We start from the raw sequence: 15,536 nt of genomic DNA on the forward strand, positions 1-15,536 counted from the left end.
GTGAGATGAAAGCATTATCGAAATTAAAGGCTGAAGAAGGCATCTGGATGAACGACGTTCCGGAGCCGGAAGTCGGTCATAACGACCTGCTGATCAAGATTCGCAAAACCGCCATCTGCGGCACCGATGTGCACATCTACAACTGGGATGAATGGTCTCAGAAAACCATTCCGGTTCCGATGGTGGTGGGCCATGAATATGTAGGCGAAGTCGTCGGCATCGGCCAGGAAGTGAAGGGCTTTAAAATCGGCGACCGCGTTTCCGGTGAAGGTCATATCACCTGCGGCCATTGCCGTAACTGCCGTGCGGGCCGCACCCATTTATGCCGTAACACAACGGGCGTGGGCGTGAACCGTCCGGGCTGTTTCGCCGAATATCTGGTGATCCCTGCATTCAACGCGTTCAAAATCCCGGACAACATTTCTGACGATCTGGCGTCCATCTTCGACCCGTTCGGTAACGCGGTCCACACGGCGCTCTCTTTCGACCTGGTCGGCGAAGACGTGCTGGTTTCTGGCGCAGGCCCGATCGGTATCATGGCTGCGGCAGTGGCGAAACACGTGGGTGCCCGTAATGTCGTGATTACCGATGTGAACGAATTCCGTCTGGATCTGGCACGCAAAATGGGCGTGACCCGCGCGGTTAACGTTTCCAAAGAGAGCCTGACCGATGTGATGGCTGAGTTGGGCATGACCGAAGGGTTTGACGTGGGCCTGGAAATGTCTGGCGCCCCACCGGCATTCCGCACCATGCTCGACACCATGAATCACGGCGGCCGGATCGCGATGTTAGGTATTCCACCGTCAGACATGTCCATCGACTGGACCAAAGTCATCTTTAAGGGTCTGTTCATCAAAGGCATTTATGGCCGTGAGATGTTCGAAACTTGGTACAAGATGGCGGCGCTGATTCAGTCTGGCCTGGATCTTTCCCCAATCATTACCCATCGCTTCGGTATTGATGACTTCCAGAAAGGCTTTGATGCGATGCGCTCAGGCCAGTCAGGGAAAGTTATTCTGAGCTGGGACAAGTAATGATGAAGGGGCCAATTGGCCCCTTCATTTTTATGCTTGTTTCTTTTTTTCCGCATCCGTCAGGTAACGGACTTTGCGGGTGTAATCCTGGCCTTTAAACAGCAATTTGTTCTCAGGGGATTCCAGGTATTTTTGCCACTCAGACAGCGGGAAGCCACCGTGCGCGCCCACCACCTGTTCCGGAATAACTGCCTCTTGCCCGCCGATTTTTTTCGAAACCGGCCAGTTCATCCAGTCACCCAGATTCACCGTTTTTAAATCCAGCATATCGAGCAGCGCAGCCAGCGGCAGCTGATCGGTCGGCGGCTGGCTGTCATCCATCAGCTCCCAGGTATCCTGGAACAACGTCAACCACAACGGACAGATACGACGCCAGGTTTTGCGCGTAGTCGCAAGGAATGCACCGTTGACGTGATCGACGATGTACGGACGCACGGTCTCTTTGTAGTAGGCGGGCACCTTGTCGGCAGGCGCGCCTTCCAGCTTGGCAATCATTTTGCCCTGACGGAAGCTGGAGTAAATGTGATGGTCTTCGACCTGAAAGCGCGGCATTTGCAGCAGGTTAAGGTCTGAATCGATCATCAGAATACCTTCGCCGCGAGCCTGTAACGGTGCGTTCAGTTTGACCAGGCGACTCAGGTAAATTTGCTTATAGCGGTAGTTTTCTTCGCGCTTAGGCAATTCGAGCGTGACGACCCGAGTCTTTGGCGGCAGCTCGCCAAACGCGCTTTCCGGCTGATCGCTGACGATGACAATCTCTTCCAGCTCGGGTGCATAGCGCTCGGCAAAGGTGGCAGAGAGCAAAGCTTCTTCCACGTAGTCCGCACCGGTACAGGGAATGACCACCGATGTCACCGGTACGCTTTTCGAAGACGTGGCCAGTGAGGCATAAGGAATGTTGTGTCGCGCCGTGATATGGCGGTAGCGGGCATTCAGAAATTTAAACATAGTCTGTTCGTCTCGAAGAAATAGAGGCTAATTCGTGTTCAACGCCAGCGACATAATGCTCAATAGCATAGTGGTCGTGGACATGCTGGCGCGCGTTTTCGGCAAGCTGTTGGCGCAATTCAGCGTCTTTGCTTATTTGCGAAAGATGCTGCGCCAGTGTCTGGCTGTCACTCCACTGGAACAGCAGCCCTGTGCGCTGGTGGTCGATAAGCTCTGCGGTGCCGGTCACATCGGAGCCGATGACCGGGATGCCGAGTAGCATCGCTTCAAGAACCACTCGTGGCAGGCCTTCGCTGCTTGAGGCCAGAATGAAGGCGTCAAAGGTGGCGAGATACTCAAAAGGATTATTGCGAAATCCGGTGAAAATAAGATGTTCAGCAATGCCCAGCGCTTTCGCCTGAGAGACCAGCGCCGCGCGTTCCGGCCCCTCACCAATCAGGATCATTTTCCAGTCTGTGTTGGGATGGCGCTGCGAAAACTGGGCCAGGGCATCAAGCGTATGGTGATTCGATTTACGTGCGATGAGCGAGCCAATGCTGCCAAAGACAAAGGTGTCAGGGGAAATATCCAGCGTTTTACGCATGGATTCGCGATCCGGCAAGGGCTGGTGGATATCGATAGCGTTATTCACCGTGACGCAGTACTGACGTTTCACCCCATTGTTCAGTAAAACTTTTTCTACACCGCGTGAAACCGCAATGATTTTGTCTATCTGCGCATTCACCAGTTCGACCAGCGAAGGCGAAAGCACCGGCTCAATACGGCAATGCTGCACCAACGCCACCGGGAGCCCGCTCACGGCGTGATAACCCTCTTCGTTGGAGCCGGGTTGATTATTCATGTACAGAATATCGTACCCGCCGTCCTGAAGTAGTTGTCGAAGACGACGCGCGTCAGGCTGGATCCGCCAAAGGTTATCCATTTTTCGGGTGAAAGATTTGCGAGCATCGCGCGAGAAAAAGAGCAGGCTACGACCCACTTCTTTGGTCAGTTTAGCCCAGCCAGGCTGGTGGCGCGCGGGAAGTAGCACCATAGGAATACCCAGCGAATGCAGGACTTGCTCGATACTTTCACCGCCAGCCCGGGCGTAGTTATGATAAAAACAACATGTAATATCAAAACGTTGCCTGTCAATGCGCTTAAGCAGCTCCAGCATGCTGTTCGTGCCACCGCCCCACTCTTTGCCGCTGTCAAACAGCAGGATTTTACGTTTTTGCGGCGTCATGCTCTCTGATTCTCATATTAAAAAACCAGCCCGCATTATAAGGAACTCTTCAGGATAATCAGCGTTTTTTTCTTCAGGCTTTTGGATGTGGAATTTTATTTAAAATCAATAATAATTGAGGTGTGAATCCGACTCTTTTTCGAAAATATGCTTCCCACTATAATTTTCTGAATATTGTTAATTCTCATCAGAATGTCGAGGCAGAAATGCTTAGCTTGACCGTGTGTCTTTTGACGTATAATTCAGAGCGCTTGTTGCATAAAGTCATTGCCCCTTTAATCGATGTGGCGGATGAAATTGTTATTATTGATTCCGGTAGCACGGATAAAACTTTATCTATTTGTCGTGAATATGGGTTGGTGCCAATTTATCATCCTTATAATATGCATGGCGAGCAGATGAATGTGGCTATCGCTCGCGCCACCCATGACTGGGTGTTGTGTATGGATAGCGATGAAATACTCGACGCCCAAACAGTGGCCTTTATCCAGGCATTAAAGAAAGGCGATGAGCCGTCCGAAGACCACGGCTGGCGGTTGTCGCGGTACTGGTACGTACTCGGCGAACAGGTGCGGACAATCTACCCTGTGTCTTCACCGGATTTCCCCGTCCGTCTTTTTAACCGACGCCATGCGCGTTTTAGCCTCCGGCCAGTAGACGATCAGGTAGAAGGCTCTCTTCACACTTCCCGTATAGAAGGCCACGTCCGGCACGATACTTTCTATTCCTTGCATGAGATCTTCAATAAATTAAATAGTTATACGTCACGTCTGGTGAAATATCACAAGATCCGGCCATCGATTGGGCGAGGTATCATCAGCGCGATAGGGGCTTTTTTCAAATGGTACGTATTTAGCGGGGCCTGGCGCGAAGGAAGAGTGGGTTTAGTCACAGGGCTTTATGCCACTTTCTATAGTTTCCTAAAATATTTCAAAGCCTGGTATGCGTATCCCGAAAAGCAAAAATCCGCGGCTGAAGAGCACACGGATTCTCGCACTGTCTGAACAGGACATTCAGGCTGTCACGGCTTATCCCAACCTTGCCACTGTAATTGCATGTACTGCACCAGCGTGCTGTGAGAGATGCTGTCGCTTAACACATCAAAGAATCGGCTGGCATACACCGGCTGCTGCGGCTGTTTCGGCTTACACAGCTTCACACCCCGGAACGGGTTGCGCGGTTGAGTCGTCTTTACTGGCGCTGCGTTATTCGGAGTAGAAGTATCCACCTGAGGCTCGTTGAGCAGGCTGCTTGGTCGCACCAGGGTGATATCCGGTGGCAGATTGTAAACCATTTGCTGAAGCACGCGAACTGTTGTCGGGTGTGGGTGACCGATCGCAATCGCCGAACCGTTACGCCTTGCCAGTTGGACGGCCCGATTAAACTGCACGCGGATATCCGCTTCGTTTTGGGTATCGTCGAGGAACACTTTGCGCTTAATCACCTTCACGCCGGTTCCGGCGGCAGCCCGCATCGACTGGCTGTTGCCAATCGTCATGCTGTCGAGAAAGTAGAAATTGTAATGGCTCAGCGTCTGCATCACTTTCTGCATGCCGAACAGGCTCGAGGTCATTGCGCTGCCCATGTGATTGTTCAGCCCGACGGCATACGGCACTTTAGCAACGGCTTCGCGAACGATACGGTCAATCTCATCGCTGCTCATATCCGGTCGCAGGGTATCTTTTTCCAGCGGTTGCTTACTGAGCGGTGCCATCGGCAGGTGAATCAGCACTTCATGCCCGCCGTTATGGGCTTTGGTCGCCATTTCTCGGGCGTGAGGCGCATTCGGTAACACGGCAACAGAGATCGCATTGGGCAGCGCCAATACTTGATTTTCTTGCTGAGGACGGTAGCCAAAATCATCAATGACTATCGAAAGTTTTCCGGCGTGGGCCGGGGAGATAACCGCCAGAACGGCGGCGACAGACAACACTAACGGGCGAAATTGAAGCAAAACTTATCTTCCCAACCACGGCTGTGGATTGACCGCCTGACCCTGGCGACGAATTTCGAAGTAGAGTGATGGTCGGCCCTGACCCCCACTGCTGCCCACAAGGGCAATCGGCTGACCGGCGCGAACCTGGGTCCCGACGCTGACCAGCGCGCTTTGGTTATAGCCATACAAACTCATGTCGCCTTTCCCGTGCTCAACCACCACCACCAGGCCGTAGCCCTGCAGCCAGTCGGCAAGGATCACGCGACCATCGGCAATCGCTTTTACCTCTGTACCTTCAGACGCACCGATAACCATCCCTTTCCAACGTAGTTCACCTTGCAGCTGTTCGCCATAGCGATGCAGCGTTGGGCCACGAACCGGCCAGTAAGCCTGACCACGAGGTGAGCCCAACCCGCCGGTACGCGACATCAGTGAGCGTTCACTTTCGGAAGGTTTGTAGGTGGTGCCTTTACGCGAAGCGTCCTGCTGACGGTTACGAACCGCCTGTGCTTCGTTGGCCTCGCGCTGTGCTCGGGCGCGGGCGGCGGCCTCGGCTTGTGCGAGGCGGGAGCGCATCCGGTTTTCGTTGGCCCGCAGTTCAGAAAGCTGCTGTTGGCCCGCCTGAATTGACGACTCAAGCCCGGAGAGGGTTTTCTTACGTTCGTTACGCGCTTGCTCAAGCTTCGCCTGCTGCGCTTTCTGCTCATACAGCAATGTTTGCTGTTGGCTCTGCTTCTCTTCCAGATCGGCTTTTTGCGACGCGACTTCTTCGCTGGTTTGTTTCAGCTCGGCGATAGTTTCCTGACGCGCCTGGTTGAGATAGCCAAAATAGGCTTGCAGACGCTGCCCGCGCTGGCTTTCTTCACCGCTAAGGATTAACTGAATACCGGTGTGCTCGCCCTGACGGAATGCGGCATCAAGCTGTGCTGCAAGATTGCGTTCCTGGGTCGCTTTTTGCTTTTCCAGTTTGGCAATCGACGCGTTCATCGCATCAACCTGCTTATTGAGATCGGCAAGGGTATTCTGTGTTTCCCGCAGCTTGCGAGCGGCGGCTGAAATGGCTTCTTCCTGGATTTTGAGTTGGGCGAGCAGGGCTGAACGTTGCTGTTGTTGCTGGCGAACCGCCTTTTCTTTGCTGGCGATATCGGCCTGAATAGATTTTAGCTGGTCGCGATCGTCCGCATGAGCGGCTGATGCGCACAGCAATACGCCAGCGCTAAGTGCGCTGGCGTAACAAACGGATCGGACTGCCGTCGCGATCCATGTGGTTGAAACAATCGCCTTTCCCCTCATGGGGAGGGATTATTCCACGATGAACAGCGGCTTGCCAGTCATCTCTTGCGGGATGTCCATGCCCATCAGGGTCAGCATGGTTGGCGCGATATCGGAAAGTTTACCGCCGTCGACTGCTTTCACTGCTTTGCTGCCGACGTAAATCAGCGGAACGGGCAGGTTGGTGTGCGCGGTATGCGCCTGACCGGTTGATGGGTCACGCATCTGTTCCGCGTTGCCGTGGTCAGCGGTGATAAGCATTTGACCGCCAACAGATTCTACCGCTTTGGTGACTTCGGCAATGCAGTGATCCAGCGCTTCAATCGCCTTAACTGCTGCTTCCATCACACCGGTATGGCCGACCATGTCGCCATTCGGATAGTTACAGATGATGGTGTCGTACTGACCGCCAGTGATCGCGCCGACCAGTTTTTCAGTCAATTCTGCCGAACTCATTTCAGGTTGCAGGTCATAAGTCGCCACTTTCGGGGAGTTGATCAGAATGCGATCTTCGCCTGCGAACGACTCTTCCACGCCGCCATTGAAGAAGAAGGTCACGTGCGCATATTTCTCGGTTTCAGAAATACGCAGCTGGGTTTTGTCGTTCTTCGCCATCCACTCGCCAAAGGTGTTTGCGAGGGAAGCCGGTGGATAGGCGCAAGGGGCATCGATATCCGCCGCATATTGCGTCAGCATGATGTAGTCGAGATCAACGACTTTCTTACGAGCGAAGCCGTCGAAATCGCTGTTCACGAATGCGCGAGTGATTTCACGGGCGCGGTCAGCACGGAAGTTCATGAAAATCAGCGCGTCGCCATCTTCCATCGCTGCGTCAGCCTGACCTTCAGCGCGGATAACGGTCGCTTTCACGAATTCGTCGTTTTCATCGCGAGCGTAAGCGGCTTCCAGGCCAGCAACAGCGGTATCGAACTGGAAATCGCCTTTAGCCAGGGTCATCAGGTCATACGCTTGTTCAACGCGATCCCAACGGTTGTCGCGATCCATTGCGAAGTAACGACCGATGATGGATGCCACACGGCCTTTGCCCAGCGCAGCAAATTTGTCTTCGAATTTTTTCAGCACAGGTTCTGCGCTGCGTGGTGGCGTATCGCGGCCATCAAGGAAAGCGTGCAGATAGATTTTTTCTGCGCCACGCTCTGCGGCCAGTTCAACCATCGCCATGATGTGGTCTTCGTGGCTGTGAACGCCACCGGCAGACAGCAGGCCCATAATGTGAACGGCTTTGTCCGCAGCAACGGCTTTATCGACTGCGCCTACCAGGGTGCTGTTTTCAAAGAAGGTGCGTTCTTTGATTTCAACGTCCAGACGGGTCAGGTCCTGATACACGATACGACCCGCGCCCAGGTTGACGTGGCCCACTTCGGAGTTACCCATCTGACGGTCTGGCAGACCAACTTCCAGGCCGGAAGCATCAATCAGGGTGTGTGGACGTTTTGCCCACAGGCCATCCATAACCGGCGTTTTTGCATTGAAAATGGCGTTATCCTGCTGGTCTTCACGGTAGCCATAGCCATCCAGAATCACCAGTACCATAGGTTTTTTAGTAACCGACATTGCGACAACCTCATGCTCAAAGAGAAAAAATTTGCGTGATTTTACTACAGCTGAATCGATAAATCTGCCTCGAAGGATCAACGATCGGGCGACTCTAAGGATGAGATTGGTTAATTTTGGCTTAAATTTCACGAATCAGGCCGCAGAAATTGGATCAGCTTATGTTCGGATTGCTGTATTTGCCACCTTGCACAGGTATACTCCTTTCCTGTTTTTTTAATCACTGAGTCGGGAGTTATCACCCCCCATGCAAGAAATTATGCAATTTGTTAGCCGTCATCCCATACTGAGTATCGCCTGGGTTGGCTTACTGGCTGCGGTTCTGTTCACGACCTTTAAAGGCCTGACCTCCAAGATCAAAGTGATCACTCGCGGTGAAGCAACGCGTCTGATTAACAAAGAAGATGCCGTCGTTGTCGATTTACGCCAACGCGATGATTTCCGTAAAGGCCACATTGCCGGTTCTGTTAACCTGCTGCCTGCTGAAATTAAAGCAAATAACGTCGGTGAGCTTGAAAAACACAAAGATAAACCCATCATCGTAGTTGATGGTTCTGGTATGCAGGCTCAGGATCCAGCTACAGCGCTGAACAAAGCGGGCTTCGAGCGCGTATTTGTGCTGAAAGAAGGCGTTGCGGGTTGGAGCGGTGAGAACCTGCCACTGGTTCGTGGTAAGTAATTTTCTGAGGTAACGTCATGGCCAATATTGAGATCTACACCAAAGCAACGTGCCCGTTTTGTCACCGTGCGAAAGCGCTGCTGAACAGCAAGGGCGTCACCTTCCAGGAATTGCCCATTGACGGCGATGCGGTAGGGCGTGAAAAGATGATTGAACGTAGTGGCCGTACCACGGTGCCGCAGATTTTTATTGATGCACAGCACATTGGTGGCTGTGATGACTTGTATGCACTTGACGCGCGTGGTGGACTTGATCCCCTGCTGAAATAATCCCTTTTAAGGACAAAAAAGATGTCAGAACAAACTAACCCAGAAATGACTTTCCAGATCCAGCGCATTTATACCAAAGACGTTTCCTATGAAGCGCCAAATGCGCCACACGTTTTCCAGAAAGATTGGCAGCCAGAAGTTAAACTTGATCTGGATACTGCTTCTACCCAACTGGCAGAAGGTGTATACGAAGTCGTACTGCGTGTGACCGTTACCGCATCTCTGGGCGAAGAAACCGCGTTCCTGTGTGAAGTGCAGCAGGGCGGCATTTTCTCCATCGAAGGCATCGACGGCAACCAGATGGCGCATTGCCTGGGTGCATACTGCCCGAACATCCTGTTCCCGTATGCTCGCGAATGCATCACTAGCCTGGTTTCTCGCGGTACATTCCCGCAACTGAACCTTGCGCCAGTGAACTTTGATGCGCTGTTCATGAACTATCTGCAGCAGCAAGCTGGCGAAGGTGCCGAACAACATCAGGATGCCTGATGAACGCACTTAAAGCTGCAATGACTGTTATCGGTGCCGGCTCGTACGGCACCGCTCTTGCCATCACCCTGGCAAGAAATGGCCACGAGGTGGTGCTTTGGGGACACGACCCAAAACACCTCGCGGTCCTGCAACAAGACCGCTGCAACGCGGCCTTCCTCCCCGATGTGCCTTTCCCTGATACGCTGCACCTTGAAGCCGATCTCGCGACAGCGCTTGCCGCCAGCCGCGATATTTTGGTCGTCGTCCCAAGCCACGTGTTTGGAGATGTGCTGCGTCAACTGAAACCGCTGTTGCGTTCTGATGCGCGTCTGGTGTGGGCAACGAAAGGGCTTGAAGCTGAAACCGGACGTCTGCTCCAGGATGTCGCACGTGAAGCGCTGGGTGACGACATCCCGCTGGCAGTGATTTCCGGCCCGACCTTTGCGAAAGAGCTGGCGGCAGGCATGCCAACAGCGATTTCACTGGCGTCGACCGATACGCAGTTTGCAGAAGATCTGCAAAAACTGCTGCATTGCGGCAAAAGCTTCCGCGTCTACAGCAACCCGGATTTCATCGGTGTGCAGTTGGGCGGTGCGGTGAAAAACGTGATTGCCATTGGCGCAGGGATGTCTGACGGCATCGGTTTTGGCGCGAATGCCCGAACGGCGTTGATCACTCGTGGGCTGGCTGAAATGTCACGCCTGGGTGCGGCGCTGGGCGCAGATCCGTCGACCTTTATGGGGATGGCGGGTCTTGGCGATCTGGTGCTGACCTGCACCGATAACCAGTCGCGTAACCGCCGTTTTGGCATGATGCTCGGACAGGGCAAAGATGTGCAAACCGCGCAGGACACGATTGGTCAGGTGGTTGAAGGTTACCGCAATACCAAAGAGGTTAGGGCACTTGCTCACCGATTTGGTGTCGAAATGCCAATAACCGAGCAAATTTATCAGGTATTGTATTGCGGAAAAGAAGCTCGCGAGGCAGCATTGACCTTATTGGGTCGTGCCAGCAAGGAAGAGCGTAGCCACCACTAATAGCAGGTCACCTCAATGACCCGGTCAGCGCAGAACTGGCCGGTCATTAGTCTATCGCTGGAGTTTGCAATGCCGTGTGAAGAACTGGAAATTGTCTGGAACAATATCAAAGCCGAAGCCCGCGCGCTGGCTGACTGTGAGCCTATGCTCGCCAGTTTTTACCACGCAACGCTGCTCAAGCATGATGACCTCGGCAGCGCGCTGAGTTATATGCTCGCCAACAAGCTGGCGTCCTCGATCATGCCCGCGATAGCCATTCGCGAAGTGGTGGAAGAAGCCTACGCCGCCGACCCGGAAATGATTGCCTCTGCTGCCTGTGATATTCAGGCCGTGCGCACCCGTGACCCTGCCGTTGATAAATACTCCACACCGCTGCTGTATCTGAAAGGTTTCCACGCGCTACAGGCTTATCGCATCGGTCACTGGCTCTGGCACCAGGGGCGTCGTGCGTTAGCCATTTTCCTGCAAAATCAGGTCTCTGTTACATTCCAGGTTGATATCCACCCGGCGGCGAAAATTGGTCGCGGCATCATGCTCGATCACGCAACCGGCATTGTGGTGGGTGAAACAGCGGTAATTGAAGACGACGTTTCCATTCTGCAATCCGTCACCCTTGGCGGGACAGGCAAAACCAGCGGCGATCGCCATCCGAAAATTCGTGAAGGGGTGATGATTGGCGCGGGCGCGAAAATTCTCGGCAATATCGAAGTTGGGCGTGGTGCGAAAATTGGCGCGGGTTCCGTCGTGCTACAACCCGTACCGCCGCATACCACCGCGGCTGGCGTACCCGCGCGTATCGTCGGCAAGCCGGACAGCGATAAACCGGCAATGGATATGGATCAGCACTTTAACGGGATCCACCATACGTTTGAGTTTGGCGACGGGATTTAACGCGTTATCTGTCTGCCAGAGGCCCGGTAAGCATCGCGCCACCGGGCATGTGAAGCGAACGCTTTCAGCTGCGTAACACCGCACCCGCATAGCCCAACTGACGCCAGGCCTCATACACCACGACCGATACCGCATTTGACAGGTTCATGCTGCGGCTGTCCGGCATCATCGGAATACGAATTTTTTGCTCGGGCGGCAAAGCATCCAGAATCGCCGCAGGCAACCCGCGTGTTTCCGGGCCAAACATCAGATAATCCCCTGCCTGATAACTTACGGCGCTATGAGCAGGTGTGCCTTTGGTGGTCAGGGCAAACAGGCGTTTCGGCTGTTCCGCTTCAACGAATGTCTCATAACTGGCGTGGCGTGTTACGGCGGTAAATTCGTGATAATCCAGCCCCGCGCGACGCAGGCGCTTATCATCCCAGGCAAAGCCCATCGGCTCGAGGATATGCAGACGAAAACCGGTGTTGGCGCACAGGCGAATAATATTGCCGGTATTCGGTGGAATTTCTGGTTCGAATAAAACGATGTTAAGCATGCTGCCCCCTTAATTGCGGGGGCAGAATAGCAGATCGGAAAAGATTATGCCGCATCTCCACGGCTCACGGGAGCGAGTTGCGACGCCAGATGTTTTGCTTCTTGCACCAAAGAATCGCGGGAAATCTCACCGATGGATTTCGCTCCGGTTAGTGTCATTGCCACCTTCATCTCTTTCTCAATCAGATTCAGCAGATTAGTGACACCCGCGCCGCCGTGCGTCGCCAGGGCATACAGATAGGCGCGGCCCAGCAACACGCTGTCGGCACCCAGCGCAATCATACGCACCACGTCCAGCCCATTACGGATACCACTATCAGCAAGAATAGCGATATCGCCTTTTACCGCGTCAGCAATAGCCGGTAACGCGCGGGCAGAAGAGAGCACGCCGTCGAGCTGACGACCACCGTGATTCGACACCACAATACCGTCTGCGCCAAAGCGCACCGCGTCGCGCGCGTCTTCCGGATCAAGGATCCCTTTGATCACCATCGGGCCGTCCCAGAATTCGCGGATCCACTCCAGGTCTTTCCATGAAATGGACGGATCGAAGTTATTCGCCAGCCAGCCAATGTAATCTTCCAGCCCGGTCGGTTTGCCGAGATAGGTCGAGATATTGCCTAAATCGTGCGGACGGCCATTCACGCCCACATCCCACGCCCATTGTGGATGTGTGACCGACTGCCAGTAACGGCGTAGTGCGGCGTTCGGGCCGCTCATGCCGGAATGCGCATCACGGTAGCGCGCGCCCGGCGTAGGCATATCGACGGTGAAAACCAGCGTGGAACAGCCCGCCGCTTCGGCGCGTTCCAGCGCGTTGCGCATAAAGCCGCGATCGCGCAGGACATACAGCTGGAACCACATCGGGCGTTTAATGGTTGGCGCGACCTCTTCTATCGGGCACACCGACACCGTGGAAAGGGTAAACGGAATGCCTTTGGCATCCGCCGCACCTGCCGCCTGCACTTCACCACGACGGGCATACATACCGCACAACCCGACTGGCGCGAGTGCGACCGGCATCGAGAGCGTTTCGTTGAACAGCTTCGTTTCCAGGCTGAGATCGGACATGTTCTTCAGCACGCGCTGGCGCAGCGCCACCTCGGAAAGATCGGCCACGTTCCGGCGCAAGGTATGCTCGCTGTACGCGCCACCGTCGATGTAGTGGAACAGGAACGGCGGCAGAATGCGTTGGGCTGCGGCCCGATAATCGCTGGCGGCTGAAATAATCATCAATGGTTCTCCCTGGAATGCTCGTTGTGGTCGCCGGGCAGGCGGGTGATCCGCGCCTGACGGGCCCTGTCTTCATCAAACTGTTTAATGGTGGCGTGCACGAAGCCGAGGTGCGACATCATCGCCTGGCGTGCGCCTTCGGCATCGCCCGCGAGAATGGCGTCCAGCACCGCCTGATGTTGTTCGGTCAATTTTGCGAACACGGGTGGCACGAGATACATCCGCTGGCGGCTCTGTTTTACGGAAGATTGCAGCAGGTCGAAGAAGCCGCGCATGGTTTGCAGTAGCACCACGTTATGCGAGGCCTCGGCGATGGCGAGATGAAAGCGCACATCGGCCTGCGAGGCCAAATCCGGATCGTCACTTTGCGTGGCTTCAAAGCACAGGCGAATTTTCTCTTTATCGGTTTCGGTGGCGCGTAATGCAGCGTGCCACGCGGTGCTGGCTTCAATCGCGTGGCGCGCTTCGAGGATATCGAAACTGTAATCAGGGTCATCCGCGAGCAGACTTTTCAGGGGCTGGACGATGTTTTGCTCCGACCACGGCTCATGCTGCCAGCGCACAAACGTCCCGCCTCCGCGACGGCTGATCAGCAGCCCTTCGCTCACCAGTTTTGCCAGCGCTTCGCGCAGTGAATTACGCGAAACGCCGAGCTGCACCGCCAGCTGGCGTTCGGCGGGCAAACGCATGCCCGCTTCCAGCTGTTGTTCTTCAATCAGCGTTCGCACACGGGTTGCAACCTCGTCTGCCAGACGCCGGGGCATCACAATCATGGGATCATCCAGGTTAAGACATAGGCCTGCAAGGTGGTGATCACGCCCACCATGCAAGTGAAAATCAGGCTGTGTTTGACCGTAAAGCGGAACAGGTCTGACTCTTTCCCGACCAACCCCACGGCGGCACAGGCGATGGCTATCGACTGCGGAGAAATCATCTTGCCGGTCACGCCGCCGGTAGTGTTGGCCGCAACTAACAGCACATCAGAAACGCCAATTTGTTGGGCCGCCGTAGCCTGTAATGCGGCGAACAGCGCGTTCGAGGATGTGTCTGATCCCGTCAGGAACACGCCGAGCCAGCCGAGGAACGGCGAGAAGAACGGGAACGCGCTGCCGGTATGCGACAGTGCCAACGCAAGTGTAGACGACAGCCCGGAGTAGTTAGAGATAAAGGCGAATGCCAGCACCATGCCGATGGAGTAAATCGGCAGCGCTAAGTCTTTGAGCGTATGACCAAACGTTATCACCGCGTCTTTCGGCTTCATGCGCAGCCAAACGACAGACAACAATGCGGCGAACAGAATGGCGGTGCCGGTCGCCGAGAACCAGTCGAATTTGTACACCGCGGCATAAGGTGTCGCTTCGTGAACGACTGGCGGCATACGGGCAACCAGTTTGTCGAGATACGGCACGGAGACGTTAAACACCCAGTCGTACAGCGCCCCGCCCGATGCAAACAGTGCTTTGAACGGCGGCACACTCCACAGCGTTACGGTGGCGGTCAAGAACAGGAACGGCGACCAGGCGCGAACGATTTGCCCGGCGGTGTATTTCGTGCGCGAAAGCGTCATATCCACCTGCGACGCACCTACGTCGCCGAAGCGGAAAATACGCACCGGTTGCCAGCGTTTGAGGAACAGCGTCAGACAGACCAATGACACCAGCGAAGAGATGATGTCCGGCAATTCCGGGCCGATAAAGTTGGAGCTAAGGAACTGTGCAATCGCAAACGACCCGCCTGCCACCATCACCGCAGGCCAGGTCTCTTTCACGCCACGCCAGCCATCCATAATCGCCATGATCCAGAACAGCACAATTATTGTCAGGAAAGGCAACTGACGGCCAACCATCTGACCGATCTCAAAGCTATCGAGCCCGGTCACTTGTCCGGCCACCAGAATCGGGATGCCCATTGCGCCAAACGCCACGGGTGCGGTGTTGACGATCAAACACAACCCAGCTGCATAAAGCGGATTAAACCCAAGCCCAACCAACAATGCGGCGGTAATGGCGACGGGTGCACCGAAACCCGCAGCCCCTTCCAGAAACGCGCCAAAAGAGAACCCGACAATCAGCATTTGCAGGCGCTGGTCCGGCGTAATCGATAATATCGATGATCGGATGATGTCGAACTGCCCGGTTTTCACCGAAATTTTGTAGACGAAAACGGCGGCAATAATTATCCAGGCAATCGGCCAGAGTCCGTAAAAGAAGCCATATACAACAGAGGCCAGCGCGTGATCGACGGGCATTTTGTAGAACAGCAGTGCGACGGCAAGGGCGATAGCGACGGTATAACTCGCGGCAACGTAGCCTTTCAGCTTGAGCTTAATGAGTGCGAAGAAGAAAAAGATAATTGGGAGCGCAGCAATCAGGCTTGAGAGCCAGATGTTGCCCGCAGGGTCGTAATTTTGTTGCCAGAGGTTCATGCAG

Annotated in this window: 16 protein-coding genes; 7 read left to right on the top strand and 9 right to left on the bottom strand. The window is 54.6% G+C overall.

The features are described from left to right. Positions 1-5: 5 nt before the first annotated feature. On the top strand, positions 6-1,034 hold the full coding sequence (tdh, locus tag VH187_RS11180) for an L-threonine 3-dehydrogenase (protein ID WP_329701522.1): 1,029 nt from the start codon (positions 6-8) through the stop codon (positions 1,032-1,034). 30 nt (positions 1,035-1,064) lie between these two features. On the opposite strand, the gene VH187_RS11185 is transcribed toward tdh, so the two are convergent. Next, positions 1,065-1,982 carry a glycosyltransferase family 2 protein gene (locus VH187_RS11185; RefSeq protein ID WP_329701523.1) on the bottom strand — a complete coding sequence of 306 codons (918 nt, stop codon included), beginning with the start codon at positions 1,980-1,982 and terminating at the stop codon, positions 1,065-1,067. Then, positions 1,975-3,207, bottom strand: a complete 1,233-nt coding sequence (locus VH187_RS11190) for a glycosyltransferase (protein WP_329701524.1) — start codon at positions 3,205-3,207, stop codon at positions 1,975-1,977. Before VH187_RS11190 ends, VH187_RS11185 begins: the two co-directional genes overlap by 8 nt. A gap of 206 nt (positions 3,208-3,413) precedes the next feature. On the opposite strand from VH187_RS11190, the gene VH187_RS11195 reads away from it, so the two are divergent. Next, positions 3,414-4,211 (top strand): glycosyltransferase family 2 protein, encoded by a 798-nt coding sequence (locus VH187_RS11195; RefSeq protein WP_329701525.1) that lies wholly within the window; start codon positions 3,414-3,416, stop codon positions 4,209-4,211. A 17-nt stretch (positions 4,212-4,228) separates the two neighbouring features. Here the strand turns inward: VH187_RS11195 and VH187_RS11200 are convergent, their stop codons facing one another. Genes VH187_RS11200 through gpmM form a run of 3 tightly spaced genes read right to left on the bottom strand, consistent with a single transcriptional unit; the run spans position 4,229 to position 7,990 of the window. Next, positions 4,229-5,161, bottom strand: a complete 933-nt coding sequence (locus tag VH187_RS11200) for a divergent polysaccharide deacetylase family protein (RefSeq protein ID WP_329701526.1) — start codon at positions 5,159-5,161, stop codon at positions 4,229-4,231. A gap of 3 nt (positions 5,162-5,164) precedes the next feature. After that, entirely contained in the window at positions 5,165-6,436 is a 1,272-nt protein-coding gene (envC, locus tag VH187_RS11205) for a murein hydrolase activator EnvC (protein ID WP_329701527.1), read from the bottom strand. A 9-nt stretch (positions 6,437-6,445) separates the two neighbouring features. Further along, positions 6,446-7,990 (bottom strand): 2,3-bisphosphoglycerate-independent phosphoglycerate mutase, encoded by a 1,545-nt coding sequence (gene gpmM, locus VH187_RS11210; protein WP_329701528.1) that lies wholly within the window; start codon positions 7,988-7,990, stop codon positions 6,446-6,448. Positions 7,991-8,237: 247 nt separating this feature from the next. On the opposite strand from gpmM, the gene VH187_RS11215 reads away from it, so the two are divergent. The 5 genes from VH187_RS11215 to cysE all read left to right on the top strand — a co-directional run bounded on the left by VH187_RS11215 (position 8,238) and on the right by cysE (position 11,337). Then, on the top strand, positions 8,238-8,669 hold the full coding sequence (locus VH187_RS11215) for a rhodanese-like domain-containing protein (RefSeq protein ID WP_329701529.1): 432 nt from the start codon (positions 8,238-8,240) through the stop codon (positions 8,667-8,669). A gap of 17 nt (positions 8,670-8,686) precedes the next feature. Next, a complete protein-coding gene (gene grxC, locus VH187_RS11220; RefSeq protein ID WP_329701530.1) occupies positions 8,687-8,938 on the top strand; it encodes a glutaredoxin 3 in 252 nt (83 codons plus the stop codon). Between the two features lie 21 nt (positions 8,939-8,959). Beyond that, the gene (gene secB, locus VH187_RS11225) at positions 8,960-9,427 is read left to right on the top strand and encodes a protein-export chaperone SecB (protein ID WP_329701531.1); all 468 of its coding nucleotides are present in this window, start codon (positions 8,960-8,962) and stop codon (positions 9,425-9,427) included. Then, entirely contained in the window at positions 9,427-10,446 is a 1,020-nt protein-coding gene (gene gpsA, locus VH187_RS11230) for an NAD(P)H-dependent glycerol-3-phosphate dehydrogenase (RefSeq protein WP_329701532.1), read from the top strand. The genes secB and gpsA overlap by 1 nt, the downstream gene beginning before the upstream one ends. Before the next feature lie 69 nt (positions 10,447-10,515). After that, entirely contained in the window at positions 10,516-11,337 is an 822-nt protein-coding gene (gene cysE / locus VH187_RS11235; protein ID WP_329701595.1) for a serine O-acetyltransferase, read from the top strand. 64 nt (positions 11,338-11,401) lie between these two features. Here cysE and trmL read toward each other — a convergent pair whose 3' ends face one another. The 4 genes from trmL to lldP are packed head-to-tail and all read right to left on the bottom strand — an operon-like array spanning position 11,402 to position 15,532. Further along, positions 11,402-11,875 (bottom strand): tRNA (uridine(34)/cytosine(34)/5-carboxymethylaminomethyluridine(34)-2'-O)-methyltransferase TrmL, encoded by a 474-nt coding sequence (trmL, locus tag VH187_RS11240; RefSeq protein ID WP_329701533.1) that lies wholly within the window; start codon positions 11,873-11,875, stop codon positions 11,402-11,404. Between the two features lie 44 nt (positions 11,876-11,919). Further along, positions 11,920-13,107, bottom strand: a complete 1,188-nt coding sequence (gene lldD / locus VH187_RS11245) for an FMN-dependent L-lactate dehydrogenase LldD (protein ID WP_329701534.1) — start codon at positions 13,105-13,107, stop codon at positions 11,920-11,922. Further along, positions 13,107-13,880 carry a transcriptional regulator LldR gene (gene lldR / locus VH187_RS11250; protein WP_329701535.1) on the bottom strand — a complete coding sequence of 258 codons (774 nt, stop codon included), beginning with the start codon at positions 13,878-13,880 and terminating at the stop codon, positions 13,107-13,109. Before lldR ends, lldD begins: the two co-directional genes overlap by 1 nt. After that, on the bottom strand, positions 13,877-15,532 hold the full coding sequence (lldP, locus tag VH187_RS11255) for an L-lactate permease (protein WP_329701536.1): 1,656 nt from the start codon (positions 15,530-15,532) through the stop codon (positions 13,877-13,879). Before lldP ends, lldR begins: the two co-directional genes overlap by 4 nt. Positions 15,533-15,536 lie beyond the last annotated feature (4 nt).

Origin of the sequence: Scandinavium sp. (genome assembly GCF_036271055.1) — a bacterium.
Lineage (GTDB): Bacteria > Pseudomonadota > Gammaproteobacteria > Enterobacterales > Enterobacteriaceae > Scandinavium.

Coding starts and splice junctions, on each gene's coding strand:
- cysE (WP_329701595.1), top strand. CDS start 10,516: ATGCCGTGTGAAGAACTGGAAATTGTCTGGAACAATATCAAAGCCGAA.
- secB (WP_329701531.1), top strand. CDS start 8,960: ATGTCAGAACAAACTAACCCAGAAATGACTTTCCAGATCCAGCGCATT.
- envC (WP_329701527.1), bottom strand. CDS start 6,436: ATGAGGGGAAAGGCGATTGTTTCAACCACATGGATCGCGACGGCAGTC.
- lldP (WP_329701536.1), bottom strand. CDS start 15,532: ATGAACCTCTGGCAACAAAATTACGACCCTGCGGGCAACATCTGGCTC.
- gpsA (WP_329701532.1), top strand. CDS start 9,427: ATGAACGCACTTAAAGCTGCAATGACTGTTATCGGTGCCGGCTCGTAC.
- grxC (WP_329701530.1), top strand. CDS start 8,687: ATGGCCAATATTGAGATCTACACCAAAGCAACGTGCCCGTTTTGTCAC.
- lldD (WP_329701534.1), bottom strand. CDS start 13,107: ATGATTATTTCAGCCGCCAGCGATTATCGGGCCGCAGCCCAACGCATT.
- tdh (WP_329701522.1), top strand. CDS start 6: ATGAAAGCATTATCGAAATTAAAGGCTGAAGAAGGCATCTGGATGAAC.
- VH187_RS11185 (WP_329701523.1), bottom strand. CDS start 1,982: ATGTTTAAATTTCTGAATGCCCGCTACCGCCATATCACGGCGCGACAC.
- VH187_RS11190 (WP_329701524.1), bottom strand. CDS start 3,207: ATGACGCCGCAAAAACGTAAAATCCTGCTGTTTGACAGCGGCAAAGAG.
- gpmM (WP_329701528.1), bottom strand. CDS start 7,990: ATGTCGGTTACTAAAAAACCTATGGTACTGGTGATTCTGGATGGCTAT.
- VH187_RS11195 (WP_329701525.1), top strand. CDS start 3,414: ATGCTTAGCTTGACCGTGTGTCTTTTGACGTATAATTCAGAGCGCTTG.
- VH187_RS11215 (WP_329701529.1), top strand. CDS start 8,238: ATGCAAGAAATTATGCAATTTGTTAGCCGTCATCCCATACTGAGTATC.
- lldR (WP_329701535.1), bottom strand. CDS start 13,880: ATGATTGTGATGCCCCGGCGTCTGGCAGACGAGGTTGCAACCCGTGTG.
- trmL (WP_329701533.1), bottom strand. CDS start 11,875: ATGCTTAACATCGTTTTATTCGAACCAGAAATTCCACCGAATACCGGC.